26 protein-coding genes are annotated in these 25661 nt (G+C 40.4%); 12 read left to right on the forward strand and 14 right to left on the reverse strand.

Annotated features, from left to right (window positions below; genetic code table 11):
* Window positions 1-313: 313 nt before the first annotated feature.
* The 7 genes from L2737_RS10540 to L2737_RS10570 all read right to left on the reverse strand — a co-directional run bounded on the left by L2737_RS10540 (window position 314) and on the right by L2737_RS10570 (window position 6738).
* Window positions 314-1987, reverse strand: a complete 1674-nt coding sequence (locus L2737_RS10540; RefSeq protein WP_248955676.1) for a M28 family metallopeptidase — start codon at window positions 1985-1987, stop codon at window positions 314-316.
* A 373-nt stretch (window positions 1988-2360) separates the two neighbouring features.
* The gene (locus tag L2737_RS10545) at window positions 2361-3107 is read right to left on the reverse strand and encodes an HAD-IIA family hydrolase (RefSeq protein ID WP_102528550.1); all 747 of its coding nucleotides are present in this window, start codon (window positions 3105-3107) and stop codon (window positions 2361-2363) included.
* Window positions 3108-3251: 144 nt separating this feature from the next.
* Window positions 3252-3728 carry a bifunctional diaminohydroxyphosphoribosylaminopyrimidine deaminase/5-amino-6-(5-phosphoribosylamino)uracil reductase RibD gene (locus L2737_RS10550; RefSeq protein WP_248955677.1) on the reverse strand — a complete coding sequence of 159 codons (477 nt, stop codon included), beginning with the start codon at window positions 3726-3728 and terminating at the stop codon, window positions 3252-3254.
* Window positions 3729-3783: 55 nt separating this feature from the next.
* Window positions 3784-4287, reverse strand: a complete 504-nt coding sequence (locus L2737_RS10555) for a GNAT family N-acetyltransferase (RefSeq protein WP_248955678.1) — start codon at window positions 4285-4287, stop codon at window positions 3784-3786.
* 116 nt (window positions 4288-4403) lie between these two features.
* Window positions 4404-4847, reverse strand: coding sequence for a hypothetical protein (locus tag L2737_RS10560; protein WP_248955679.1), 444 nt, complete (start codon window positions 4845-4847; stop codon window positions 4404-4406).
* A 61-nt stretch (window positions 4848-4908) separates the two neighbouring features.
* On the reverse strand, window positions 4909-5088 hold the full coding sequence (locus L2737_RS10565) for a hypothetical protein (RefSeq protein WP_102528548.1): 180 nt from the start codon (window positions 5086-5088) through the stop codon (window positions 4909-4911).
* 273 nt (window positions 5089-5361) lie between these two features.
* Window positions 5362-6738: an L-serine ammonia-lyase gene (locus L2737_RS10570; RefSeq protein WP_102528547.1), complete on the reverse strand. Its 1377-nt coding sequence runs from the start codon at window positions 6736-6738 to the stop codon at window positions 5362-5364.
* A gap of 357 nt (window positions 6739-7095) precedes the next feature.
* Here L2737_RS10570 and nagZ point away from each other — a divergent pair, with 357 nt between their 5' ends.
* Window positions 7096-8106, forward strand: a complete 1011-nt coding sequence (gene nagZ, locus L2737_RS10575) for a beta-N-acetylhexosaminidase (RefSeq protein WP_248955680.1) — start codon at window positions 7096-7098, stop codon at window positions 8104-8106.
* A 317-nt stretch (window positions 8107-8423) separates the two neighbouring features.
* On the opposite strand, the gene L2737_RS10580 is transcribed toward nagZ, so the two are convergent.
* The 3 genes from L2737_RS10580 to L2737_RS10590 form a co-directional block, all read right to left on the reverse strand.
* Window positions 8424-9458 (reverse strand): peptidoglycan binding protein CsiV, encoded by a 1035-nt coding sequence (locus L2737_RS10580; protein WP_102528545.1) that lies wholly within the window; start codon window positions 9456-9458, stop codon window positions 8424-8426.
* Window positions 9458-12949: a transcription-repair coupling factor gene (mfd, locus tag L2737_RS10585; RefSeq protein ID WP_248955681.1), complete on the reverse strand. Its 3492-nt coding sequence runs from the start codon at window positions 12947-12949 to the stop codon at window positions 9458-9460. Before mfd ends, L2737_RS10580 begins: the two co-directional genes overlap by 1 nt.
* Window positions 12950-13115: 166 nt before the next feature.
* Window positions 13116-13709 (reverse strand): hypothetical protein, encoded by a 594-nt coding sequence (locus L2737_RS10590; protein ID WP_248955682.1) that lies wholly within the window; start codon window positions 13707-13709, stop codon window positions 13116-13118.
* A gap of 164 nt (window positions 13710-13873) precedes the next feature.
* Between L2737_RS10590 and L2737_RS10595 the strand changes: the two genes are divergently transcribed.
* The 6 genes from L2737_RS10595 to L2737_RS10620 all read left to right on the forward strand — a co-directional run bounded on the left by L2737_RS10595 (window position 13874) and on the right by L2737_RS10620 (window position 18473).
* The gene (locus L2737_RS10595) at window positions 13874-15106 is read left to right on the forward strand and encodes a lipoprotein-releasing ABC transporter permease subunit (protein WP_248955683.1); all 1233 of its coding nucleotides are present in this window, start codon (window positions 13874-13876) and stop codon (window positions 15104-15106) included.
* Window positions 15106-15852 (forward strand): lipoprotein-releasing ABC transporter ATP-binding protein LolD, encoded by a 747-nt coding sequence (gene lolD, locus L2737_RS10600; protein WP_102528541.1) that lies wholly within the window; start codon window positions 15106-15108, stop codon window positions 15850-15852. The genes L2737_RS10595 and lolD overlap by 1 nt, the downstream gene beginning before the upstream one ends.
* Entirely contained in the window at window positions 15852-17099 is a 1248-nt protein-coding gene (lolE, locus tag L2737_RS10605; protein WP_248955684.1) for a lipoprotein-releasing ABC transporter permease subunit LolE, read from the forward strand. Before lolD ends, lolE begins: the two co-directional genes overlap by 1 nt.
* Window positions 17100-17268: 169 nt before the next feature.
* Window positions 17269-17406: a hypothetical protein gene (locus L2737_RS10610; RefSeq protein ID WP_248955685.1), complete on the forward strand. Its 138-nt coding sequence runs from the start codon at window positions 17269-17271 to the stop codon at window positions 17404-17406.
* Window positions 17407-17502: 96 nt separating this feature from the next.
* The gene (locus L2737_RS10615) at window positions 17503-17673 is read left to right on the forward strand and encodes a hypothetical protein (protein ID WP_248955686.1); all 171 of its coding nucleotides are present in this window, start codon (window positions 17503-17505) and stop codon (window positions 17671-17673) included.
* A gap of 125 nt (window positions 17674-17798) precedes the next feature.
* A complete protein-coding gene (locus tag L2737_RS10620) occupies window positions 17799-18473 on the forward strand; it encodes a hypothetical protein (RefSeq protein ID WP_248955687.1) in 675 nt (224 codons plus the stop codon).
* 279 nt (window positions 18474-18752) lie between these two features.
* Here the strand turns inward: L2737_RS10620 and L2737_RS10625 are convergent, their stop codons facing one another.
* Window positions 18753-19184, reverse strand: a complete 432-nt coding sequence (locus L2737_RS10625; RefSeq protein WP_248955688.1) for a hypothetical protein — start codon at window positions 19182-19184, stop codon at window positions 18753-18755.
* 97 nt (window positions 19185-19281) lie between these two features.
* On the opposite strand from L2737_RS10625, the gene L2737_RS10630 reads away from it, so the two are divergent.
* The gene (locus L2737_RS10630; RefSeq protein ID WP_248955689.1) at window positions 19282-19827 is read left to right on the forward strand and encodes a DUF924 family protein; all 546 of its coding nucleotides are present in this window, start codon (window positions 19282-19284) and stop codon (window positions 19825-19827) included.
* A 110-nt stretch (window positions 19828-19937) separates the two neighbouring features.
* On the opposite strand, the gene L2737_RS10635 is transcribed toward L2737_RS10630, so the two are convergent.
* Window positions 19938-20747, reverse strand: a complete 810-nt coding sequence (locus tag L2737_RS10635) for a helix-turn-helix transcriptional regulator (RefSeq protein ID WP_102528536.1) — start codon at window positions 20745-20747, stop codon at window positions 19938-19940.
* Window positions 20748-20888: 141 nt separating this feature from the next.
* Here L2737_RS10635 and L2737_RS10640 point away from each other — a divergent pair, with 141 nt between their 5' ends.
* Window positions 20889-21848: a LysR family transcriptional regulator gene (locus L2737_RS10640; protein ID WP_102528535.1), complete on the forward strand. Its 960-nt coding sequence runs from the start codon at window positions 20889-20891 to the stop codon at window positions 21846-21848.
* Between the two features lie 152 nt (window positions 21849-22000).
* On the opposite strand, the gene L2737_RS10645 is transcribed toward L2737_RS10640, so the two are convergent.
* The gene (locus L2737_RS10645; protein ID WP_248955690.1) at window positions 22001-22999 is read right to left on the reverse strand and encodes an NADP-dependent oxidoreductase; all 999 of its coding nucleotides are present in this window, start codon (window positions 22997-22999) and stop codon (window positions 22001-22003) included.
* A gap of 127 nt (window positions 23000-23126) precedes the next feature.
* On the opposite strand from L2737_RS10645, the gene L2737_RS10650 reads away from it, so the two are divergent.
* The 3 genes from L2737_RS10650 (at window position 23127) to L2737_RS10660 (ending at window position 25056) form a co-directional block, all read left to right on the forward strand.
* Complete coding sequence (locus L2737_RS10650) at window positions 23127-24038, forward strand: LysR family transcriptional regulator (protein ID WP_102528533.1); 912 nt, start codon at window positions 23127-23129, stop codon at window positions 24036-24038.
* A gap of 226 nt (window positions 24039-24264) precedes the next feature.
* Window positions 24265-24816, forward strand: a complete 552-nt coding sequence (locus L2737_RS10655; protein ID WP_102528532.1) for a GNAT family N-acetyltransferase — start codon at window positions 24265-24267, stop codon at window positions 24814-24816.
* Complete coding sequence (locus tag L2737_RS10660) at window positions 24817-25056, forward strand: DUF3624 domain-containing protein (protein WP_248955691.1); 240 nt, start codon at window positions 24817-24819, stop codon at window positions 25054-25056.
* 97 nt (window positions 25057-25153) lie between these two features.
* Here the strand turns inward: L2737_RS10660 and L2737_RS10665 are convergent, their stop codons facing one another.
* Entirely contained in the window at window positions 25154-25657 is a 504-nt protein-coding gene (locus tag L2737_RS10665; RefSeq protein ID WP_102528530.1) for a DUF2062 domain-containing protein, read from the reverse strand.
* Window positions 25658-25661 lie beyond the last annotated feature (4 nt).

Here is a 25661-nt window from a genome sequence, read left to right on the forward strand (position 1 = left end):
GATTCACTTTGACAGCATTTTTCACAATGTTCAACGCTGATTTTTAAATTATTCTCAACAAAAGGCGGTTTTAGGTGTGGTTAATCTTTGTTTTTGCATTGTCATTTTGAGGATCGGTTAAACTTGTAACGATATTATTGATGAATATTGATTTTACTCTCTGAAATTGCCATTTCGATTTGAGAATATTGAATCAGAGAGAGATAAATTCTAAAGATTAAAATATGTATTCATTTGACGTAAATTTAAACAAAAATCCCTTATGAACATTATCACAAGGGATTTTAGGCTTTAGGGATGAAACTTTCGCAGTTTAATCTTTAGCAGGGCGCAAACTGTTAAATTCGGAGCCTTTGTAATAACCTGGCCAATCCCCATTATTGGCTAATGTTTCAGCAGCTTGATAGTAAACGGCTAAATCTTGTAATGCGCCAGATAAATCCCAGTCAGCTCGGTAATGATCACAAACGTTGTGATAACACCCTTTCATTTGTGCTTGCATCGCTTGTTTATACTGCGCAGTTGCATCATCTAGAGGTACACTACCACCGCCTGCAAACACTGCCGGCACGCCAAGTTTTGCAAAACTGAAATGATCAGAGCGGAAAAAACCACCTGATGCAGGGTTACGCTCACGGGTTGCTGTTCTGTTTTGGCCTTTAGCGACATAAATTAAATAGGCTTCAAGCTCCGACTGGCCTTTACCTACAATAGTGTAATCTTGGGTTTTACCATACACATTGGTGCTATCAAGATTAAATACGGCAACTGTTTTATCTATTGGATAAATTGGGTTGGCAGCGTAATAGCGTGAACCTAATAGACCTTGTTCTTCGCCTGTAGTCGCAATAAAGGTCACTGAACGGTTTAACCTATTACCTTGCTGTGCTTGCTTAGCAAACTGGCGAGCGATTTCTAGTATCCCAGCGGTGCCTGATGCATTATCTAATGCACCGTTATAAATATTATCGCCATCTTTGGTCAAATCGATGCCAATATGGTCCCAATGAGCGGTAAATAATATATGTTCAGCAGCGGCGTTTTTACCGGGTAGAGTAGCGACGACATTGTAACTATCGGCGTACTCAGCTTCGCTAGTGAAAGCGATGTCTGCTGTTTGTTTTAAGTCTAGGTTTATTGCACTGTCTGATGCGCGAGCCATGAGGTTTGTTAGTTCAAAACCCGCTGTTTTGAATATGGCGGTCGCACTATCTAACGTCATCCAGCCTTCTACCGCGATACGTTGATCTTGTACTTCTTTACTGAAAACTAAATCTTGTTGAGCGCCAGTCCAGCTATTTTCTACCACCGACCAAGGGTAAGATGCTGGCGCGGTGTCATGAATGATGATTGCGCCTAACGCGCCTTGTCGGCTAGCTTCTTCAAATTTATAGCTCCAGCGACCATAGTAAGTCATCGCTTTGCCATTAAATTTATCTGACTCAGGGTGAGCAAACCCTGGGTCATTGACCATGATCACCGCGATTTTCCCTTTCATGTCTATGTCTTGGTAGTCATTCCATTGATATTCAGGTGCGTTTATGCCGTATCCTACAAAGACTAATGGTGCATTATTGATGTCTACCCCACCTTTATCATGGCGTGTACCTAGAACAATATCCTTACGGTTTTCCATGGTCATGCCAGCTAAGCTAATTTGTTGTGACTCACTAGCGGTGTAACTCACCATAGGCACGGGTTGTAAGTAACTGTCTTGATAAGTCGTATTTAAGCCCATTTCTTTAAAGGCTGCAGATAAATAATCTAATGTGAGTTTTTCGCCTTTAGTGGTCGGGGCGCGGCCTTCAAACTCATCTGAAGAAAGGGTTTTAATATCTTTTCTAAAACGTGCTTCATCAAAAGTGACTAGGCTTGCGGCAGCTGAAGCACTGTTGATTGTTGAAGGTGCAGAGGTTTGCTCATCAGCACTTTGAGGGCTGCAGGCGCTTAATAACGCTAATGCGCAAAAAGGGAGCAAGTGTTTCATAGGTCATCCTATTGTTATTTTTAAGTATTATTGGAACATTATGGTATTAGAATCACAATGCAGTGACTGCATGTTGGTTTCTATAAGCTTATTACTAGAGGTCTATTAACGATAAAATGATTAGTTATGTACACTAAGTATTTTCGGGCAACTAGCTTAATGCTATCAACGCATGATGTATCAAGCTTATGCAGCAAACAAGAGCATAAGCTTGAAATTATGTTACCTAATGTTAACCGAATGAAGATGTAGCAGATTCAACTGATTTAGATGGTTTTTAAAGAGTATCACAACATAAAACCTTGCTGACATACTCTTAAAACTCGTTATATTAAATTAGCTTTAATTGCCATGTTCCAGCAAAGTTAATACTTTAGACAACATCAATATCGCCAGCACACTTAAAAACGTGGTTGGGTCTGAAAGGTTCTTTATCAATATCGCCCATTTGGCTGACGCCGCTAGTGACCAGAATTGTTTCAAGTCCAGCTTGGAAACCTGCCAAAATATCAGTGCGCATGTTGTCACCAATAATCACGGTATTTTCTGAATGGCCTTTAATATGGTTTAACGCTGAACGTATGATCCACGAGCTTGGTTTGCCAACATAAAATGGCTTTTTACCTGTTATCCGCTCAATCGGAGAACACAATGCGCCGCAAGCAGGGCTGTATGCTGGGCCGTGAGTATCAGGGTTTGTTGCAATAAAACGCGCGCCATTGGCAATAAATCCAGAGGCTTTATGGATCATGTCCCAGTTAAATGAACGAGTTTCACCCACAATAACAAAGTCAGGGTTGATGTCTGTAATGGTAAAGCCCGCATTATAGAGCTCATGGGTTAGGGCACCTTCACCGATGACATAAGCTTTATTACCTTGTTGGTGCTTTAAGAAATCCGCAGTTGCCATTGCAGAGGTATAAAAACAGCTTTCAGGCACATTAATTCCAGCTGCGCCAAGTCGATTTTGCAGATCTTTCCCAGTCTGTACAGGGTAGTTGGTAAGAATAACGAGCGGATTACCTTGTTCTAGTACTCTATGGATAAAAGTATCACTTCCAGGAATGAGTTTGTTGTCATGCAGTAAAACGCCATCAATATCGCAGATAATATTTTTCATTTCTAACCCTTTGGCTAAATTATTAACTTAATTAAAAAATCGATTTGCTGTTAATTCATACAAACATACTTTGGCTTAAAAATCATCTTGAGAAGGGCTAAATTGTGAGCGTAAAAAAGCTGGGCGGGTAATGAATATTGGCCTTTATGAAAGCGGGTATGATTTATTTAAATAAGGTGATAAAAAACGGCTTACTTGCTGATGACATAATCCGACTTCAACAGTAATGCCGGCTTTTTCGAGGATACTGATCCCTTTACCGCTATTTCTAGCATCAGGATCTAACATTGCGACTATGACGTGCTTTATTCCTGACTCAATAATGGCATTAGCGCATGCAGGAGTGCGACCAATAAACGCGCAAGGCTCAAGGGTGACATAAGCAATGACATCTGACATAGCGCCTACAATAGAATCAGACATATCGCTAGAATATGCTTTCAGAGCTTCTATTTCTGCGTGATTATGACCAATTTCCTGCGTGAAACCTTCGGCGACAATCTCATTATTTGTTACTAGCACACAACCAACAGGCGGGTTTGGCTGACATTTTGGCAAAGCCTTATGTGAAATTGCTAATGCTCGCAGCATGAACTGTTGTTGCATTGTTGTACTGAACATTATCGAGCTTTGAATGGTTGAGTTGTTATTATTTGGGCTCATTGGATGTATGTACTTATCGTTTATTGTTTATTTCTTTAGACCATGATTTCCACTCTACACTTCTCCCAGGAAATACTATTTTGGTAAACGGCCAGCTATTTTTAAGCCAACGATCAATCGTGTCATAAAGATGGTCTTCTAAATAAACATTATCATCCCTAATCCAGAAATAAACTTCGCAGTGATAATTTGGTGATTGACTTGGATCAATGTACACAGACCCAATACAGCGAGTATTTGACTTATCAAACACCGAATAGGCAAATGCTGTTCTTGAGTTAAATTCTTGCTGATGGACTTTCAAGCTAGCGGTGTTTTCTTCGAGTGTCATGGAGTTTAGTGGCCAAACGGAACTTGGGCCAAAAAGATACCTTAAACGCTTAATGCTTGACATTACAGCGTCGTAATCTTGTTTAGCCACACTTGGTTCGAGCATTCTAAAGTAGAAATTTCTGGTGATGAATGTTGTTGGCACGTCGAAATCTAAAGCAATAAATTCAGTTGTTTGTATTGGCACTTAACACCTCTTTTAACCATGAGCATATTAACTAATGGCTAGAATAGAATATAATGATCAAGCATGATTTACGATAAAGTTGAACGTTCCTTTCATATTAAAGAGTGACTCATAAGTTAATCAGGTATCAAGTTAGAAGGATTAGATAGGCCTTGGTTTATCGTATGTTGCATATAAATAACATGAAAAAATGAGGTAAATATTGGGTCTAACCAAAGTCGGTCGCCTTTGTTCGAAGCTGATAGACAGTTAATTCTATTACGAACCATAAATATCCATACCATATCAAAAATTGTTGAGATGACATGAATACCAATGGAGCCTTTCAGTATCAGAGGATCATGTAAATTGATAATGGCGTAAATCAGGCTGCTCAATGACATGGTAAATAAAGCTATTGTAATAGCCATAAATGTAGATGATATTTCTAGCTGGGTATTGTTGTTTATCTGAGTTGAGAATTGATAAAGCTTATAAATAAAATATACCCCAATGGTTAATACACAAAGTAGGAGTGTTTTAACGACTGAGTCAGCTTTGAAAACGTTTTTAATATCCATTTCAATCAATTCCTGTTAGTAACAACTGAATTTTTTAATTTGTTTTTATTTATAGAATTGATTATTTTGGACTTTTAGCATTAATGACTTTTTTGATAACTGCAGTTGAAGCGATGGCGATAACCAGCACTAAAAAAATGGTAGAACCAATAATATCCTTGTCGATGATGTTATAAACTAATCCAAGAAGGGTAATTGCGGTAATCACTAAGTAACTACTTTTGTCTGATAATTTATCCATAAATATTTCCTGAAACTCCTGTTTCAATCATTCAATAAAGTTGACTAATTAGCGTAAAGTATCACTAGTTAGTTGAGAAGCAAAGGTGAAGTAAAAAATATAGGGAATAGCGCTGGAAATGATTCAAGGTCAAATCTGTAAGGCTTGGATTAGAGTTTCTTTCGCTGGGAAAAAAGTGAGAGGAAGATTTAAGCGTTAAAAAAGAGGCTGTTAAGCCTCTTTTATTCATCAACTATTATTCATCAACTATATCAGTGAGATAATATTATCTCATTAACACTCGACAATATTCACCGCTAAACCACCTTTGGCAGTTTCTTTGTATTTGCTGCGCATATCTTTGCCGGTATCCATCATGGTTTTAATCACTTTATCTAAACTGACTTTATGATTACCGTCACCACGAAGCGCCATTCGTGAAGCATTAATCGCTTTAACCGCGCCCATGGCATTACGTTCAATACAAGGCACTTGCACTAGTCCGCCTACAGGATCGCAGGTTAAGCCTAAGTTATGCTCCATGCCTATTTCAGCCGCATTTTCTACATGTTCGACAGTGCCGCCCATAATTTCAGTGAGCGCTGCTGCGGCCATTGAACATGCCACGCCAACTTCGCCCTGACAGCCAACTTCAGCGCCAGAAATAGATGCGTTTTTCTTATACAAAATACCAATTGCTGCTGCAGTTAATAAGTAACGACAACAAACATCCATATCGACTTCTTGAACAAAGGTATGGTAATAGCAAAGTACGGCAGGAATAATTCCCGCTGCGCCATTGGTTGGTGCGGTAACCACTCTATCACCAGCAGCATTTTGCTCATTGACTGATAAAGCGAATAAATCGACCCAATCCATCGCGGTTAATGGGTCCATATTGTTGCGGCCTTCAGCTTGTAAGCGACGATATAACGCTGGAGCTCGTCGGCGAAGTTTTAATCCGCCAGGTAGCATGCCTTCTTTTTGATAACCGCGTTCAATACAGTCTTTCATGGTTTGCCAAATTTCCCACAAACCCTGTTTAACATCATCTTCTGAGGCGATACTTAACTCATTTGCCATCATCAGCGATGAAATACTTAACCCATTATCACAGCACAGATCCAACAATTGACTGGCTGAGTCAAAATCATAAGGCGCAGATTTTATCGGCGTGGCAGGGGATGCATTGGTTTGGGTTATTTCATCTTCATCAAGAATGAAACCACCGCCAACGGAGTAATAAGTACGTTCATAAATGCATTCGCCTTGGCTATAGGCATATAACGTCATGGCGTTAGCATGTGCAGGAAGACTTTTACGGCGATGATAGGTAATACCATTGTCGCGAGTAAATTTAACTGAGCGACCATCTGCGAGTATCAGTGTTTGATTAGCGGAGACTTGTTCAAGAATGTTATCAATAGCATCTGTATCGACGGTATCAGGGTCTTCACCCATAAGACCAAGGATGACCGCTTTACCAGTACCATGACCTTTACCTGTTTGGCCTAATGAGCCAAACAGTTCTGAACGTAATTCATCGGTATTCTGTAACAAACCTTGGTTTGCTAAATGCTGCATAAACAGCTTACCCGCTTTCATTGGTCCGACAGTATGGGAACTTGAGGGCCCAATACCGATTTTGAACATATCAAATACGCTAATCATTGTTATCAACCTTAATACTCAGTCGTTTTTATTATAGTCGTTTATTATTTTACCGCGGCGAATATCACAGCTATAAACCAGATTAACAATTCTTGGTAAACTGTATCTCTAGCCACTATTTCTCTGCATAATAGTCAATATTACATACAGATTTTAAAGCAGTATTTGCCTGACGGTTTTCAAATTTCGTCTGTTATTTAATTGAGTATCCCATACTTTTTATTAGATCGTTCATTAGATTTTTTTATGCGATGCACTTCAGATTAGTTGAAGTAATTGTAACCCAGATCACAGTGGCGACTTTTTTGTAATATGGACAATCAAGCCCGTGACGTTAAGGCAATAATAGGAGTTAACGTGAGTTATTTAATGATGGATTTAGCTGGCCTGAGTGTCAGCGAGGAAGAAGCCGCTTTATTACAGCATCAACAGGTGGGAGGAATTATTTTATTTTCCCGCAATTTTTCTAATAAAGCGCAGTTAATTGAGTTAGTAAAATCAGTTCGTGAAATTCGTGCAGATTTATTGATAGCAGTGGATCATGAAGGCGGGCGTGTGCAGCGCTTTAGAGAAGAGTTTACTCTGATACCTGCGATGGGAGATATCTTACCTGCAGCTAAAGGAGATATGGCATTAGCACAGCGCTGGAGTCGAGAGCTTGGCTTTTTAATGGCGATTGAATTGGTCGCTTGCGATATTGATTTAAGTTTTGCGCCAGTTCTGGATGTTAATGGTGTCAGCGATGTTATTGGTAAGCGCAGCTTTAGCGCTAAACCTAAAGAAGTGGGTTTATTGGCTGAATCTTTTATTGAAGGTATGAATCAAGCCGGTATGGCTGCGGTGGGTAAACACTTTCCCGGCCATGGCAGCGTGAAAGCGGATACGCATGTGGCAATGGCTGAAGATAATCGCAGTAAAGATGAAATCTTTAACTTTGATATGCAACCTTTCAAGCAGCTGATGGCGAAAAAACAATTGAATGGTGTGATGCCTGCTCATGTGGTTTATAAGCAGGTTGATCCTAATCCTGCTGGCTTTTCGTCTTATTGGCTGCAAGACATATTACGTCAGGAACTCGCCTTTGACGGGGTTATTTTCTCAGATGATTTAGGCATGAAAGGTGCCTCGTTTGCAGGGGATTATTTGGGGCGTGCCCAAGCCGCTTTATCGGCTGGCTGCGATATGATTTTGGTATGTAACGATCCTGAAGGTGTTAAAACCTTGCTGTCAGAGTTTTCATGGCCTGAAAAGGGGCCAACGTCGAATGCTCAAGGCTTAAAAGCAGATATGGCGCAAGTGATGATTGGTCTTGGTTCAACTGAACGTTGGGAAAAAGCGCAAATGCTAGCCAAGCAAATCTTAAGCTAGTTTTTTGGAGTAAGCGTGAACTGTGAGAGGACTAATAGGTGATTCTACATCGCTAGTTGGTTAATTGCTAAGCAGTTAACTCCTGATAGTTAGCAAATATGATATGAGTATGTTACAAAATGATACAGGTGAGTTTAACATGCGACTTAAATTCACTTATATCAATGTCATATTATGCAAATTTTTGCTTTATACAGCTAATCGAATGATTAGCTGTTTTTTTATGTAAAAAAACCGAATGAGATGTATTGTCAATACTACCCATTCGGTTCTAATTTTTGCTAAAGCGACTCGCTAACGTTTAATTAAGACCGCTTTTAATTAAGCTGGCGTTGAGTCGAATTGATACCAGAAGCCATCGATTCAGTTACAGCTTCAGCATTTAATTCAGTCAGTGAATCATCTTCAAGTACTAACTCTGCTGGTTTTGTCGTAGTAGGTTGTTCCATCTTTCTGATTTGCATAATAATCCCCATATTGGGGTGATCAAAATAATGTACTTCACCAGATCTTACTCGGCGGTTTTGCACCATAGGTATTGATTGTAAAAATGGACTCATGACTTTTTCATCATTGGCATCAACACTGTATTGATAATAGTCACTTTGATTGGTTTGCTTTTGAATCGGTTTGCGTAAAGCCAACTTAGTTTCAATAAACAAATAATGACTTAAGTAAATATTGATATTACCGTCAAGCTCCCACACTGGCTTGGTTTGAGGTTCATCAACAAAACTGCCAAATGACGATGTGAAATCAAACGTTGAAAATTCATCATCAACTTCTTCAGCGACTGGATTACCGGCGTAATCAAATTGCTCTGAAAAATCCTTACCGGCAAAAATACGAATTGGCTTAGCGCGATTACGTGACTGCATATCTTGTTGCCAAGTGATGTGCAGTAAGCTACGAACGTCTTTTTCTCGACGGACGGTGCTGATTATTTCTGCAAATTCACTTTGAGACTCGGCTAACAATAACGGCCCTTCACCTAAATACGCCACTTGCGGCGATTCAGCTGCAATCGAAAACGGTACTTGGCTTGGGAATGTGGTTTTGTTGGCGCTAACTAAGGGGTCTTGGCAATCGACTTCGCTGCTTGTCCAGTCGGTTGAGGTACAACCGGTTAGCCCAAGTGCAACGCCAGTAATATCATTACTGATCATGGGCGTGATTAAATCGATATTTTTGCGATTAGCAGGGGTTGCAGTGTTTTCTTGCCACTGCTCGAGACTGTTTGACTGTCTTTCAAATACGAAGACTTCAACCTCAAACCAAGATTTAGCTTGAGCATTAATCGACGCAGTCATCGCTGTTAAAGCGGCAATGGAAATAGCAAAGTTACGCAGCACTATTTAGTTTCTCCAATACGGTGTTTAGCTAATTGCTCTAGCAGAGTCTTGATTAAGTCTAGACGTTGTTTACTGGTTTCTGCAGGCATAGTGAACTTTAACTTATTTGAGCCTTCCATTCGATAAATTTGTGGCTGACTTTGTAATAAACCAATGATAAACATAGGATCGATTTTATGATCGTCAGTAAATTCAATGCTGCCACCTTTTGCATGCATCTCAATTTTACTGGCGCCTAACGCCGTCGCTTGATGTTTGTATAAGGTTAGCTCCATCAAGTTACGGGTTGGATCTGGCAGTAATCCAAAGCGGTCGATAAACTCAACTTTAAGTTCATCAAGCATTTTTTCGGTTTCACAATTGGCAATGCGTTTATATAAAGATAAACGCATATTAACGTCAGAGACATAGTCATCAGGTAACAATGCTGGGATACGCAAATCAACTTCACACTGTGAATTAAGCATGTAAGCGAGTGAAGGCTCCTTACCTTCTTTTAACGCTTTCACTGCTGATTCAAGCATTTCCATGTATAAGCTAAAACCAATTTTAGAAATATGACCGCTTTGCTCATCACCGAGCAGTTCACCTGCACCGCGAATTTCTAAATCTTGTGTCGCTAGCATGAAACCTGCACCTAAATCTTCTAGGGCATCAATTGCAGCAAGGCGCTTACGGGCATCAGCACTCATTAGTTTTGGGTGCGGGGTCATTAAATACGCATAAGCCTGATGGTGTGAGCGGCCAACACGACCACGTAATTGATGCAGTTGCGCTAAGCCGAACTTATCGGCACGGTCGATGATAATTGTGTTTGCGCTCGGTACATCAATACCGGTTTCAATGATGGTGGTACACACCAACACATTAAAGCGTTGGTGATAAAACTCTGACATCACTTTTTCAAGCTCACGCTCGCGCATTTGACCATGAGCAGTAACAACACGGGCCTCAGGCAATAAATCACGAATGTCTTGGGCACACTTTTCAATGGTCTCAACATTGTTATGCAGGAAGTAAACCTGACCACCACGTAATATCTCACGCAAGATAGCTTCTCTGACGGTAGCAATATCATACTCACGCACAAAGGTTTTCACAGCGAGACGTTTTGCTGGTGGCGTAGCAATGATTGATAAATCACGCATGCCAGACATGGCCATGTTTAAGGTACGCGGGATTGGGGTCGCGGTTAATGTGAGAATATCGACATTGGCACGTAAGGCTTTAATTTTCTCTTTTTGACGTACACCAAAGCGATGTTCTTCATCAATAACCAATAAGCCTAAATTATCAAAATTAGCTTCAGCTTGAAGTAATTTGTGAGTACCGATGACAATATCGACTTTGCCTTCAGATAGCTGTTGTAATACTTGGTTCTGTTCTTTGGCTGAGCGAAAACGTGACATCACTTCAATGACTACAGGCCAATCGGCAAAGCGGTCTTTGAAGTTTTCGTAATGCTGCTGGGCAAGTAGGGTAGTTGGCACCAGCACAACCACTTGCTTGCCTGCATTAACGGCAACAAATGCGGCGCGCATGGCCACTTCGGTTTTACCAAAGCCCACATCACCACAGACTAATCTGTCCATTGCCATTGGGGTTTGCATGTCAGTTAACACGGCTTCAATAGCGGTTTCTTGATCGACGGTTTCTTCAAATGGGAAACCTTGGGCAAACTGGGCATATTCCTCAGCTTCGATTTTCATCGCATCGCCAGGTCGAGCTTGTCTGCGGGCATAGACATCTAACAGCTCAGCTGCAACATCTCGAATTTTTTCAATGGCTTTTTTCTTGGCTTTAGCCCAAGTTTCGTTTCCTAGCTTGTTTAAGCTGGGCGTTTCATCAGCGCCAACACTGTAGCGGCTAATGAGATGCAGTGATGAAACTGGAACATAGAGCTTATCGCCGCCAGTATATTCAAGCTGTAAATATTCAGCGACTAAGCCGCCGGTATCAAGGGTTACTAAGCCTTTGTAAAGGGCTACGCCGTGCTCCAAGTGCACAATCGGCTCACCGACTTTGAGTTCAGCGAGGTTTTTAACTAGAACATCAGAGCTGACTTGTTTTTGTTTTTCACGGCGGCGTTGCTGCGAAATACGTTGACCAAATAATTCAGTTTCACAGATGACACTGACTTCGCCTTTAGGCGAGTCATGAATAATACAGCCTCGTGAGAGTGGTGATACAACAAGACCAATCGTGTCTTTAGCGGTTTTAGCGTTAAGGTAATCATCAAGGTGGTCAAACAGTTTTGGTTTAATACCTATCTTGGCTAAAAGCTCGATAAGTGCTTCGCGTCGACCTTCTGATTCGGCGCAAAATACCAATTGTTTATGAGTTTCACTGTATTGTTGCAGGTTGATCAGTGGCTGCTTTAATTTATGATTCGCATTGATGTCAGGTAGGGCTGAGACATTGGCAGATTGTGCTTTAGCATTGTCTTCAGCACCTAATGCCAACTGTGAACGTTGGTAGTTTTTAAAATTCGCGAACAGTTCATCAATCAGTAAATACAACTCTTGCGGCGCAAGGAGTGGCCTTAATGGATCAACGCGTCTGTCTTCATAACGCGCATTGATTTCATTTAAGTGATGTTGGCTTGCCTGCTCAATATCACCCAACGTCATTAGCTGAGTGTCAGCAGGTAAATAGTCAAACAAGTTGGCTGAGTCATCAAAAAACAGTGGCAGATAGTTTTCTATCCCTGCTGGCATCAAGTTGCGACTAACTAATTGATAAACTGACTCGGCTTCTTTGGAAATGACTTCGAAGCGGCGACGGTAGCGTTGTCTAAAGCCTTCGATACCGGCAGCATCCGTTGGAAACTCTTTTGCAGGTAACATGCGTACTGCATCAACTTCTTGTTTCGAACGTTGGGTATCAACATCGAAATAACGAATCGACTCGACTTCATCGTCAAACAATTCAATACGCAGTGGCTCATCAGATCCTGTCAGGAAAATGTCCATAATCGAGCCGCGAATGGCAAACTCGCCGTGCTCGTAGACTTGGTCAACTGAGTAGTAGCCAGTATCGGTAAGATGTTGCCTAACTTGCTGCAAGCTATAAGTGTCGCCTTTTTTCAGCAACATCACATTGGCGGTTAAAAACGATTTTGGCGGCAGTTTCACCATTAATGTATTCACCGGCACAATAATGACATTGTGTTGGCTTTGGCTCATTTGCGCTAAGGTTTCTAATCGCTGGGAAATCAAATCCTGATGGGGTGAAAAACTGTCATAAGGCAGGGTTTCTCTATCGGGAAATAAACACACATTCACATCAGACTGAGATAACAAGTAGGCTAGCTCAACTTCAAGTTGTAATGCACTCGGGGTATCACTGGTGACAATTAAACTGGTACCAGGATGTTGAGCAATTAAACTTGCGAGAGTGACGGCTTGAGAGACGCCCCCTAGGGTTGATAATGTCTGAAATTGCTGGCCTTTTTTGACACTAGGCGGTGTTAAAACGTTAAAATTCTTCATTGAATTATTAAGTTGGCTTCTTTAAATGTGTGATTCACCCAGTTTGATGATGTTTGAGTATATTAAAAACCTTCAAACTGGTGTTAATTAAGGCAAGCTTTCCCCGTTACCTTAAATGTCTGGCAGCTATTATATGCGAGCAAAAACGAAGTTGCAGGAAAATTCGTTATTCAACGCTTTGTTGGCGGCTTTGCTTGCGCATCTTTAACATCTTTTGTTGAACATTTAGGCTGGCTTTAACCAGTTGCTCGACATCTGCATCCAGTATTTGACTGAATTCTAGACTGATGTTGTATGAGCCAGTTTGTGACTCGTTTTCAATACGCTGGCATTGGGTTACTTGGCATAAACATAAAATGGCAACTAACTCGCTACTGATATAGATAGAGGTTTTAAAGTAATCACCGACATTTAACGCAGTTTTTGAAGTTAAGCTAATACCACTGCCGCCAAAGTGAGAACCCAGGAACTTGTCACCCGTTTGCACTTCTTTTTCTAACACATGATGTAACACTAAATCGACTTTGCGAGACTGAAGTTTGAGAAAGTCGACAACCGCCTTAGCATCATTGTCTAAGCCTCTCAATTGTAGAAGGCAACTGGCTTCAAGCTCTTTTACTTCAGACAGTAGTTTTAACCCTACAGATTGCATTGAGCGCAAGTCAGCTTCAGTCGGAATACCTTTGGATTCTGGCCAAGATTCTAGGTAGACATTGAATTGATGAGGCACAGTAAAGTATGCATTAGATTCAGTGAACAAGGTTTGCCTCTTTATTTATCAAACTAATACCCCTATTATCATGCCCATCTTTATCATTTAGCAAGTTTTAACCCGCTTGCGTAAATAAACTGCTGTTTTATATTAAACAATATACAAATAATGCCGTTTTATTCGCCTTACAAACTTGGGATGTGCTTTCCTTTATGAATTTTCGGTTTTCACTGTTTATAGGTTACCGCTATTGGCGCACAAGAAAAGCCAATGCTTTTGCATCTTTCATTACTTTTTTTGCTGTTTCGGGTATTTTTTTAGGTGTCGCTGCGCTGATTATTGTTAGCTCAGTGATGAACGGTCTAGAAGGGCAACTCAAAGAGCGAATTCTAGGTGCTGTGCCGCAGTTAACCCTAGTTAATGACGCAGGTTTTAGTGATTGGCAGCAACAGACGCAATCATTAACTGCCCAGTCTCAAGTGCATGGGTTAGCACCTACTGTAACCACTCAAGCCATGGTGCAATCCAGTCAGAATATCAGTGCTGTGCAAGTTTATGGCGTATTCCCAGAATATGAACAAAATTTGTCGGCCATAATCGCTAATACCTATTCCAGTGCGTTTGAGCAGTTGACACCGGGTAGTTACAATATTGTACTTGGCAGTGAATTAGCGAGAAAGTTATCCATCAATATCGGTGACAGAGTCAGACTACTTAGTGGTGATGGCGTGGTGTATTCGCCACTCGGTCCTGTGCCAAGCCAGCGAAAATTTACTGTAGCGGGTGTATTTGAGATGGGCTCGCAAGTCGACTCAGCGTTAGCTTATATTCATTACACAGACGCAAGACGATTAATGCGATTAAAGCCAAGTGAAATCAATGAGCTTAGAGTGTATTTGGCCGATCCGTTTGCTGCGCCGCAAATGGGTGAAAGTATTGCCGCAGAACTTAAACAGCAGAACATTGATATCACAACCCGAGATTGGCGTGAAAGTTTTGGCCATTTATTCGCTGCGGTCAAAATGGAAAAAAACATGATGTCATTGATGTTATCGCTGATTGTCGCTGTTGCAGCGTTTAACATTGTGTCAGCGTTAGTAATGATGGTTATAGATAAAACCACTGATGTGGCGGTATTAAAAACCCAAGGGTTAACTACTCAGGCAGTGATGAATATCTTTATTGTGCAGGGCTCGCTTAATGCGATTATTGGTCTGGCATTAGGGGCGCTGGCTGGTGTTACCATCACCTTAAATTTAAATATTATTTTGGGCGTATTAGGCATTTCAGTATTGGGAGGAGGGCAAATGTTACCGGTCGAGATCTCGGTTACCCAAATCGCTATTATTGTTGTTGGCACCTTGGCGATGACGCTTATTGCCACGATTTACCCAGCATTAACCGCTGCACGCGTTCAGCCAGCAACCGCATTGAGATATGAATAATGAAAAAAGAAGCTTCAGTGATATTGCAAGTCAGTAACGTAAGCAAACAGTTTCATGATGGTGAAACCACAACCAAAGTGCTGACGAATGTTGATTTGAATGTGTATAAAGGCGAACAACTTGCCATTGTTGGTAGCTCTGGTTCGGGTAAAAGTACCTTATTGCATATCATGGGAACATTAGATATTCCTACCGCTGGCGAGGTCTTGCTTGATGGTGAAAACCTCTATCAATTAAACGCCACTCGTCAGGCCGAAATACGTAATCAAGATTTAGGGTTTATTTACCAATTTCATCATTTGTTACCTGAGTTCTCAGCACTTGAAAATGTGGCAATGCCAGCATTTATTCAAGGCCGAGATAAAAAGCAAACCTTGAAAGAAGCGACTGAATTACTCGAAAGAGTCGGCCTTGGGCATAGATTACAGCATATCCCTGCGCAGCTTTCAGGCGGAGAGCGTCAGCGCGTCGCGATTGCTAGAGCGCTTATTAATAAGCCTAAGCTAGTGCTTGCAGATGAGCCAACGGGTAATTTGGATGCTAACAGTGGCGACAGTGTGTATTTGCTTATTCGCGAACTTGCTCAGCAATTAGGGACTGCATTTGTTGTGGTCACTCATGACTATAAGCTGGCTGAAAAGATGGATAGACAGCTAACGATGAAAGACGGTGTATTGCAGTCTTTAACGGGGGCTAATAACCCTCTTGCTGCAAAAGCTGAGTCAACTGCGATGGATAATAGTTAATGAAGTCATTACTGCCGCTCACAATAGGTTGGCGTTTTTATCGGGCTAGACAATCTAATGGTTTCATTGGGTTTATTTCATTTGCCTCCACAGCGGGTATCGCACTGGGTGTTGCGGTACTTATTTTGGTGTTATCCGCCATGAACGGTTTTGAGCGAGAGCTTGAACAACGTTTGTTAGGTGTAGTGTCTCATGGCGAGTTGCTCAGTGTGAATGAGCCTTTACATGATTGGCAGTCTATTGCAGAAACAGCTAAAGATATGCCCGAAATCGTCGCCACAGCGCCTTTTATTCGGATGCAAGGACTCGTGCAAAAGCCGGGTGGTTTTCAAGGTATTGAGCTTAACGGTATTGAACCTGAATTTGAGCAAAAAGTATCAACACTCGCAGAGTTTATGCCGGCCGCTGCCTGGAATGCGTTGGCTGAGCCAGTAAACAATATTGTCTTAGGTCGCAGTCTATTAGACAAGCTTGGCTTAAGTGTTGGCGATACATTATCTATGTATACGCCGGACATGAGCCAATCTAATAAATTGTCAGCAGCTAAAAGTCATCGATTTATTGTGGCAGGGGTTTACGATTTAGGGGGCGAGATTGAATCGACGCAGGCATATGTTTCGATGTCATACCTTGCTAGCGTATTAAAAATTCCCCAAGGTTCAGCAACCGGCCTTAGAATTACCGTTAACAATGTATTCAGTGCGCCAAGAATTACTCGCGATCTTGGCTATGCGCAAAGTCAGTATTTACACTTAAATAACTGGACTCGCTCACAAGGGCATTTATATCAAGATATTCAACTAGTCCGCATGGTGATGTACTTAGTGCTGGCGTTAGTTATTGCAGTGGCTTGTTTTAATATCGTGTCTACTTTAGTGATGGCTGTGAGAGATAAAAGTGCTGAAATTGCAATTTTAATGACCATGGGCTTAAAACGTGGCGCCGTGATGGCGATTTTTATCATGCAAGGCGGCTTGAACGGTTTATTAGGTTGTACCATTGGCGCTGGTATTGGGGTGCTGCTTGCAACCAACTTAAGCGCAACAGCCAGTTTTGTTGAACAAACCTTTGGGATCCAGCTATTAGCTTCAGATATTTATTTTATCGACTTTTTACCGTCTGAATTACAACAACAAGATGTGATATTAGTGGTCACGATGGGACTCGTCATGAGCTTGTTTGCGACCATTTATCCAGCTTATAAAGCCACTAAAATTGCTCCTGCATCAGCACTAGCAGGTCGTTAAGGGCTTATTTTTACCCTACTAGTTTTCAGAGCAAGCAAGGTTTGTTTGATTCTGTAAGTTGAGTTTGTTGTCTTTATCAATAAGATAGCTAATGTAAGATGACATAAATCAATAACTTAAACGGTCGACTTTAACAGGCGATCATTGTAATAAGCTGTTATACGTACTTATGAAATTTAAGAATATCGCAGCATTTGCACACAACTTTACCCACTCATATGTTAGTTTTGAAAACTATGTCGATGGTGAATTTGTCTTTAAAGATCTAAAAGCGTTGGCGTATGAATCTGATGATAATTTAGTCTAAATCTATTGGATTTCACCTGATGATGTTAAGCACTCTGAATTACCTAGCCGTGTTCGTAAAAGTATTACTTATTATAAAGAGTGGCTTCCAAAACTAATGGAGCAGCATAAAATTGAATCAAGTTTTATTTCAGAATTAAGAACTGACATTTATCTTGCTGCAAACCGTCAATTAGAAGTTCGTTCTTATGCTCGTGATCTAAACGGAAAAGAGTATATTAAAAATATTTATGAGTTTGCCGATTTGTTACCTTGCAAGCCAGTTTAGTTCGGTGCGCTGTACGTATAACAAGTCATTTCAGCAGGACAAAAAACAGCTGGTTTTTGCTCGTGCCTGGCTAATTTTAACCAGCTATTCTATTGCCTCTGAATGAGGCGTTATTTGAGTAGAGTATGAAATTAACCTTTGGCGCATTATTATTGTTTTTTAGTATGCAGCTCTTAGCTGATGATTCTCCTAGTTCGATTTTAGATTCATTATTGGGTAAATGCATAAATGAAAGTTCAAGTGTTTGTGAGTCTGTCCTAGTTGGAGATACTGCAAAAGAAAAAATTCTGCTTAGCTTTCTTGATGCAATGAAGAGTAGTGCTGCTTTCGAGGAGCTGTACGTAAAAACATACGGAAAGAAAAAATACGCTGAGCTAATTGACGCATATAGCCTTACAATATCTCCTCTTACAAGTTCTGATTTCCAGCTTCAAGGTACAACCGCAACCAGTGCAACATTTTTAGGCGCTGACAACACAACTCTTTCAATTATAAAGATACAAACTGGTTGGGTGATTGACCTTGAAAATTCAACATTCTCGCTTGGTGGAGAGTCTGGTAATCATGATCTGTTGGAATTTGTGAGTTTGCTTTCTGGAGCGCACTCTCACTTAATACAACTTATAAAAAATAATTCAGCAGAAAAAGAGGTATTTAAAAAGGGAGGCTTGTACTACTTAGCTTCCATTTACCACCTTGTTCCGGATGCTCAAAAGCCTCAGTTAGAGGTTGTTTTTAAAGAGAATAATTCAGATGTTGCTTCTGTGATAAAAGAATTACTCACAGCTATAAACAACTAAAACTCATATAACAAGCAATTATCTGCCCTTAAATGGGCGCTGAGGGTGTAGAATTAATCTATAGTGGTAAAATGTAGATGATTTCTGTGTTTACACCGTCCGTACAATTCATTTTGTAGTGGGATACTCCCTTTGATTTCACGTAGCAACGCCATTAGAGGCTTAATTTTAACGATTCTGAAGCTGGTTTACTGAAATAGAAATTCTACTGGCTCGTTAAATACCTCTCAATGTCAGCTCATGGAGTCCAATTCTCCTGTAGAAATCTAACCAGCTACCTTAGTCAAAGTAACTTTTAACACTGTCCCAAATCCCTAAAGACGTATCAGGAAATAAGTCGATACCCAGTGCCGATTTTAATAGATACAACAATAGTAGTCCAAACAGCATACTAATAATGATAAAGCCACTGACACTAGCAAACATCATCAGCATAGATAGGTTCTTTTCTCGACGAGTATAGGCACGTTTGTTTTTACCTAGTAAAAACACGTAATAAAAACGCCACTTAATGAAAGGAAATTTGAATGTTCCCCGTTTATCTACGAAGTGTCCGCCCCAAGTATTAGGGCCCAATGACATCTTTATGGCATGGAGTTGTTCATTAGTGAAACTTGATGCAACATAAGATGGTGAGCGTTTGAGCACTTTTTCAATAAGTGGATCTTGCCTTATGGTATCGCTGGTTGTTTTTTGAGCAGGGATTGTCATCGATACCCCTTGTTTATCATTATTAACGATTAAGTTAAATCTAGCATACAATTGTAAAGTTACTGAAATTGAACACAATAGACTATTAAAGGCGCTAATGATGACAGATTTTCAGCAAGTGATTTCATTTTGGTTTGATGACATAGACAAGTCTATGTGGTTTAAAAAAGACAACGAGTTCGATCGGATTATCATGTCTAAATTTGCCACGCTGCACAGTCAAGCCATGGCTGGAGAACTATATGAGTGGCGAAAGCAGCCTCAAGGTCGGTTGGCGGAAATTATTGTATTGGATCAATTCTCCAGAAATATGTACCGAGATTCTGCAAAAGCGTTCGCATCAGACACACTTGCGTTGGTATTAGCCCAAGAAGCCGTGGCGCAGGGGCAAGATAGGCTGTTAACTGCAACTGAACGTAGTTTTTTGTACATGCCTTACATGCATAGCGAGTCTGAAGTCATTCATCAGCAGGCACTCGTCTTATTTAATCAAGATGGCTTGGAGTCAAACTATCAGTTTGAAAAAAAGCACTTTGACATCATAAAGCAATATGGCCGCTATCCTCATCGAAACAATATTTTAGGAAGAGAGTCTACTGCCGCAGAAATCGCCTTTCTCACTCAACCTGGGTCATCGTTTTAAGGCCGAATTAATATAATAAGCAGCTCAGTTAAAAACAAAAACGCCTATCAATAACTTGATAGGCGTTAATCTTACGTCACGAATATGCGTTGTTTACACAATAAGCGCGATTAGTCGTAATGTTGCTCGTAACGAAGTAATGCCAAGTCATCGTTACCGTTGAGTACATGTTTAATAAATGGATTATTAAACAAACTCTCACTCTTAGCGCTATGCAAGGTGATTGGGCCGCTTGTTGGCACTTGTTCAAGGTAAATATCATTAAACAAATGGCTATAATAGTTAATGAAGCTTGGTAAAAGCAGTACAAGTTCTGACGATAATGTTTGTATGAATTTGAAAATATTCATACGAATAGTTTTATCAATTGCCACGACACTTGCCAGTTTCAGGTAGCCGTTTTGTGCAACACAAAAGGCAAGGTGCCCGATAAGTGAATTGTTATAGTAAAAACATACAACCTTTAAACGCTTACATCCAATGTGTTCAAGGGTTTCATTAAAGTCGTAACCGCTTTGCACTTTATGCGCTTGGTATATCGACTCTTTGTCATCTTCAGCCATTTCATCAAACCAAAATTCTTTAATTTGATTAATGCTGTAATTGTAAATGTTTGGCATTTGGCCATCATGAATACGATTTTTACGAGCTTTTCTGATAACTTTTAATTCATGTTCGTCGTATTGATAACACTGGTTAAAAAAGTTCGCTAAACCTACTCTTCGATTTAAAGATGGCAGAATAGTACCTTTTTCCCAAAGACTCACCATTGACTGGTTTATGTTTTTGAACAGGCTGTGATTATTGGCTAAATCATCAGCTAAAGTTTGTTGAGATAGACGATACGATTTACGGTATTGTCTTAACACACTCGAAAAACTTTCTTTGTTAAATTCGGTTTCAGTAAACTGATTTGCCACGTGCTTCCCCTGGATACATATGTGAACTAAATGTCGTTGTCATTTAAACGACGCAAATCTTAGTTAACACTTGTGATGCGGGCTACTTATAATAACTATAAGCTATGCTAATATTAGGGCGTATTTATCAAGGATTAACGCATGTACGTAAAGTATTCAGATCAAATAAACCTTAACTATTTACGTGTATTTAATGAATTGTATATTACGCGTAGTACAACTGGTGCAGCGGCAAAATTAGGTATCTCTCAATCAGCTGTAAGCCAGATATTATCTAAGTTACGTGAGGCAACTGGCGATCCACTATTCATCAAGGGTCAAGGTCATTTAGTGCCTACTGTTAGAGCTACAACGATTGGTGAAGGTTTAGCTGCTGAGCTGATGTTATTAGAAAAAAAGTTATATCCTGATGAGTTTTTTAATCAGGCCGATTTTGACGGCGAGATCACATTTGCGATTTCCAGTCCACTGATTGATATCATTTCAAAACCACTCGTAGAGATCAGCTCAAAGATTTTGCCAAAGGCGAGAATTTCGTTTGTTCATTGGAACGATCATACTCTTGATCAAATTATCAATGGTGATGTTCATATTGGTTTTAACCTGTTTCCATTAAATGCACCAAAAGAAATTAGACAAATACCTATCAGAGAATCAAAACCCATTTTTGTTAGCAGAACGGAAAATAAATGGATTGAAGAGGGAATGGAAAATAGTGGTTTCAAAGACCATGTTTTTGCGGGTGTCATACTCAGTGGGATTAATCGTATTAAGGGGATCCTAGAAAACACTGATTTAATGGAAGGGTTTAGGTTTAAATATCGCTCTGAGTCACAATCGATATTGGCGAATCATTTACTGACCGACAATAGCGTTATTCTGGTCGATGAGTTGTCTAGCCATCATTATGAAGAATATTATTGTTACCAGGCGCCTCAGCGACTTAATAAGTTATTACCGACTTCCTTGAGTTACGCCATTTATTACTTGCAAGCAAATCATCAACATCCAATTTACTCTGATGCAGAAAGGGTTGTTCGTAACATACTGGATGAGCTTCTTGCCAACATTAAGATTATTCCCAACCAAAACCGCTATTAAGTCATCAGAGTGCTGTGACATTGATAACGTCGTTGAGTTAACTGAGCATAAAAAAGCGCTACATTTTGGGAATGTAGCGCTAATAAGCGGTTTTTAGAACTCACTGAAATTGATTAGTGCAAAAGTCGACGGAGAGAAACGACTTAACCGACTTACAGTTTCACCATCAACTTACCTTTGTTGCCACCGCTAAAGAATAAATTTAACCCATCAATTGATGATTCAAGGCCTTCTAATACGTGTGCACGATGTTTGATTTTACCCTGTAGCACATAAGGGGTTAACTTCTCTAATAGGCTTGGTACTTCGCCGTAATGATCTGGCATAGTAAAACCTTGCACCGTAATCCGTCGTTTAAGGATATTCATCCAACTCGGTCCTGGGGCAGGTGTCTGTTTGCTGTAATCTGCAATCAGTCCACATACCATGACGCGTCCATGTGGATTCATTCTATCGACAATTAGGTTTTGAATCGGGCCTGCGGTATTTTCAAAAAATAAATCAATCCCTTGTGGGGCTAACTTATCCAATTCTGCAGCTAAGTCTGCTGTTTTATAATTTATTGCAGAATCAAAACCAAGCTCGTTCACTATCCAGTCAGCTTTTTCATCACTGCCTACAACGCCAATGACATGTAAGCCATCAGCTTTAGCTAATTGCCCTACAATCGAGCCTACAGAGCCCGCTGCGCCGGTGACAATGATTGTTTCGCCAGCTTTAGGTTTGCCGACATTAAATAAACCTTGAGTTGCGGTTAAACCTGGTAGGGCAAAGACCGATAAAATTGCTTCGTCAGGGAGTGGTGCATCGATTTTGTTTAAGCCTTTACCTTCACTGACAAAGTACTCTTGCCAACCCATCATCCCCATCACGCGATCGCCGGCTTTAAAATCAGGATGATTACTTTCAACGACCTCGCCAACACCACTACTGCGCATTACATCGCCTAAATTAACCGGTGGAATATAGCTATCAGTTTCTGGTTGCATCCAACCAAACATAGCCGGATCCAATGACATGTAGTTTTGCTTAACCAGTAATTCACCTGGTTTAACAGTAGGCATTGGCTTTTGAACCACTTCAAAAATATCTGAAGTGATTGGGCCACCTTGTGGGCGTTTGACAAGGTTAATGGCGGTATAGGTGCTCATTGAAATATCCTTTTACTCATTGGGTTCGATATATTGTTTGTTGAAGTTATTATTCCTTTTCTTTTTTATAAGATATAGTGGCTAAAAAGCGATTCTTTATTGCTTTTATGACAACAATGGATGATTTATGGATCAATTAAGAGCCCTTAAGTATTTTGTCAAAGTCGTAGAATTAGGCAGCTTTACTCAAGCGGCTAAGACTTTTTCAGTGCCTGCTTCATCATTGTCACGTCGTGTGGCTGATTTAGAGAAAAGTTTAGGGGCAACCTTATTAAAGCGATCTACACGTGCGGTTAGCTTAACTGAGATTGGTACTGAGTATTATCAACAAGTATCTTCGCTGCTCAACCAATTAGAGCAAAGTAATGAAGCCGTTAGAAGTTATCAAACAGAACCAATGGGGACGTTGCGGATCAGTGCGATGGTAGGGATTGGCCGTGAAGTACTTATTCCCTTAATGGATGAGTTTTCTCGTTTATACCCCAAAGTTATTCTTGATATTGAACTCAGCGATGAGCTGTCTTCGGTTGGTCGGGATGATGTTGATATCGCGATCAGGGGCGGATACGCCCCAAATGACAGAGTGGTAGCGATTCGGTTAATGGACAATCAATTTATTCCTGCAGCGACCGAGCAATACTTGCAGCAAATGGGCACTCCTCATCATCCATCTGAATTGTCACAGCATAAAGGGTTATATTATCGCTCGCCTAATGGCAGAGTACCTTGGTTAAGTTTTATCGATGGTCAATGGCAAGATGTGTCAGCTCCTGCAGCTGCCATTAGCAATGCTGGGGAGTGGTTGATTGAAAAAGCCAAACAAGGTGATGGTATTGTCATGATGCCAAGATGGGTGTTATCGCCTTTTTTACACCGAGGCGAGCTACAAGAACTTGATTTTGAGCCACCGCTATCAGCCAGCCAAAGCGCTGACTTTGGGGTTTACTTGATATATCAAAAGCAACGCTATCACGTGCCCAAAGTAAAAGCTGCGGTAGATTTTTTAGTGGCGAGAATTAAACATGCGACATGGGGCTAACTAGTATTAGCTTTAAGTATTAGCTTTAAGTATTGGCTTTAAGTATTGGCTTTAAGTATTAGCTTTAAGGAAATATTCATTAGTATGGCTTGGGTGAACATCGTTTAAAGTTTAGCAAGTAGCAAGTAGCAAGTAGCAAGTAGCAAGTAGCAAGTAGCAAGTAAAAAAGTGACACATAGAAAAGTAACTGCTGGTCAATGATTACAGGGTATATAAGGTTACCAATATGGACTTTAAAATAGTAACTCAGCATTTGAGCATACGTGCCTTTAGGGAAGAGGATTTGACCTTCTTTGCCGAATATAGAGCCGACCCGAAAATCGCCCAATACCAGAGCTGGACTGACTACAATATTGAACAAGCACGTGCGTTTTATGCAGCAATGGATTATCAAACCTTCGGTCAACCAGGTCAGTGGTTTCAATTGGCTATTGCAGATAAACAAACTCAGCAGATTATGGGCGATGTTGCACTGCATTTTGTTGATGAGCAGCAAATGGAAATCGGTTTTACATTGGCGCAGCAATATCAACAACAAGGCTTTGCCTATGAAGCCGTTACTGCTGTAATTGAGTACTTATTTTTTAAATTGAATAAACACCGTATTGTGGCGACAACTGACGCCAACAATAAAGCTTCAATGGCTTTATTAACCAAGTTAAGTTTTAGAAAAGAAGGTCATTACCATCAAAATATCTTTTTTAAAGGCCATTGGGGTGATGAATGTTTTTTTGCTCTGCTAAAGGATGAGTATATGACCAAGCTTGAGGAAAACTAGATGGCTTGTGATGAATGCCAAGAATCCATTTTTAAGCAAAAGATTGGACGGTGTAAAGCCTGCATGTGGCAATTAACGGGTTTGTCGCTGGTTGGCTGGCCACTATGGTGGTGGCTTTATGCTGAAGATATGACCTCTGTTGAGTCAATTGCTATGGTATTTTTCTGCTGTGCTTTTAGTGGATTACTGTGTGTGCATTTAATGGTATTGAGTTATCGAAAACTTAATCATCTTGAATGAGCTTGAACTAATAACGCAGGGATAATACCAAATTAGTCGGTAAGATTATAAAAAAAGTCAGCAAACATGCTGACTTTTTTATGGTGTTTTTTACAGACTAATTCCTGCTTTTCCATTTGAATAATACTGAATATTTCCAAAGACTCTTAATCACAAAAAAGCTGATAAAAGCAAAAATAAAGGCGTAAACAATACACCCTAATAGGAATGGTGGGCCTATGGTGCCAATAGAGCTTTCAACCCATTGCCAACTGGCTTCAAAGTTAAAGTGAGTGGTTTCCATGCCTAATATTTTCGAGCCCAGTAAATAAGCCGCATAAAACATGAATGGCATAGTGATTGGATTTGTTAACCAAACGAGTGCAACTGCCAGTGGAATATTGACGTTAAAAAATATCGCCATGCCAGCAGCAATGACCATTTGAAATGGAAGCGGAAGCCAAGCAACAAATAACCCAATCGCAAATGAGCCAGGAGCTGACTTACGATTTAAGCTCCAAAGGTTAGGTTTATCTAATAATTTGCCGAAAACACGTAAATATTTGTGATTACGTAATGTTTCAGGATTCGGCATAAATTTTTGTAATAATTTTTTTGGCATATAC

Origin of the sequence: Shewanella electrodiphila (assembly GCF_023283985.1) — a bacterium.
GTDB lineage: Bacteria > Pseudomonadota > Gammaproteobacteria > Enterobacterales > Shewanellaceae > Shewanella > Shewanella electrodiphila.

Bases quoted from the DNA above. Each gene is read 5' to 3' on its own strand.
- L2737_RS10610 (WP_248955685.1), top strand. From the start codon at position 17,269: ATGAAATTTAAGAATATCGCAGCATTTGCACACAACTTTACCCACTCA.
- L2737_RS10560 (WP_248955679.1), bottom strand. From the start codon at position 4,847: ATGGATATTAAAAACGTTTTCAAAGCTGACTCAGTCGTTAAAACACTC.
- L2737_RS10545 (WP_102528550.1), bottom strand. From the start codon at position 3,107: ATGAAAAATATTATCTGCGATATTGATGGCGTTTTACTGCATGACAAC.
- L2737_RS10640 (WP_102528535.1), top strand. From the start codon at position 20,889: ATGTACGTAAAGTATTCAGATCAAATAAACCTTAACTATTTACGTGTA.
- L2737_RS10630 (WP_248955689.1), top strand. From the start codon at position 19,282: ATGATGACAGATTTTCAGCAAGTGATTTCATTTTGGTTTGATGACATA.
- mfd (WP_248955681.1), bottom strand. From the start codon at position 12,949: ATGAAGAATTTTAACGTTTTAACACCGCCTAGTGTCAAAAAAGGCCAG.
- L2737_RS10625 (WP_248955688.1), bottom strand. From the start codon at position 19,184: ATGACAATCCCTGCTCAAAAAACAACCAGCGATACCATAAGGCAAGAT.
- L2737_RS10540 (WP_248955676.1), bottom strand. From the start codon at position 1,987: ATGAAACACTTGCTCCCTTTTTGCGCATTAGCGTTATTAAGCGCCTGC.
- L2737_RS10660 (WP_248955691.1), top strand. From the start codon at position 24,817: ATGGCTTGTGATGAATGCCAAGAATCCATTTTTAAGCAAAAGATTGGA.
- lolD (WP_102528541.1), top strand. From the start codon at position 15,106: ATGAAAAAAGAAGCTTCAGTGATATTGCAAGTCAGTAACGTAAGCAAA.
- L2737_RS10570 (WP_102528547.1), bottom strand. From the start codon at position 6,738: ATGATTAGCGTATTTGATATGTTCAAAATCGGTATTGGGCCCTCAAGT.
- L2737_RS10650 (WP_102528533.1), top strand. From the start codon at position 23,127: ATGGATCAATTAAGAGCCCTTAAGTATTTTGTCAAAGTCGTAGAATTA.
- L2737_RS10565 (WP_102528548.1), bottom strand. From the start codon at position 5,088: ATGGATAAATTATCAGACAAAAGTAGTTACTTAGTGATTACCGCAATT.
- L2737_RS10620 (WP_248955687.1), top strand. From the start codon at position 17,799: ATGAAATTAACCTTTGGCGCATTATTATTGTTTTTTAGTATGCAGCTC.
- L2737_RS10615 (WP_248955686.1), top strand. From the start codon at position 17,503: ATGGAGCAGCATAAAATTGAATCAAGTTTTATTTCAGAATTAAGAACT.
- L2737_RS10550 (WP_248955677.1), bottom strand. From the start codon at position 3,728: ATGTTCAGTACAACAATGCAACAACAGTTCATGCTGCGAGCATTAGCA.
- L2737_RS10665 (WP_102528530.1), bottom strand. From the start codon at position 25,657: ATGCCAAAAAAATTATTACAAAAATTTATGCCGAATCCTGAAACATTA.
- L2737_RS10645 (WP_248955690.1), bottom strand. From the start codon at position 22,999: ATGAGCACCTATACCGCCATTAACCTTGTCAAACGCCCACAAGGTGGC.
- L2737_RS10655 (WP_102528532.1), top strand. From the start codon at position 24,265: ATGGACTTTAAAATAGTAACTCAGCATTTGAGCATACGTGCCTTTAGG.
- lolE (WP_248955684.1), top strand. From the start codon at position 15,852: ATGAAGTCATTACTGCCGCTCACAATAGGTTGGCGTTTTTATCGGGCT.
- L2737_RS10595 (WP_248955683.1), top strand. From the start codon at position 13,874: ATGAATTTTCGGTTTTCACTGTTTATAGGTTACCGCTATTGGCGCACA.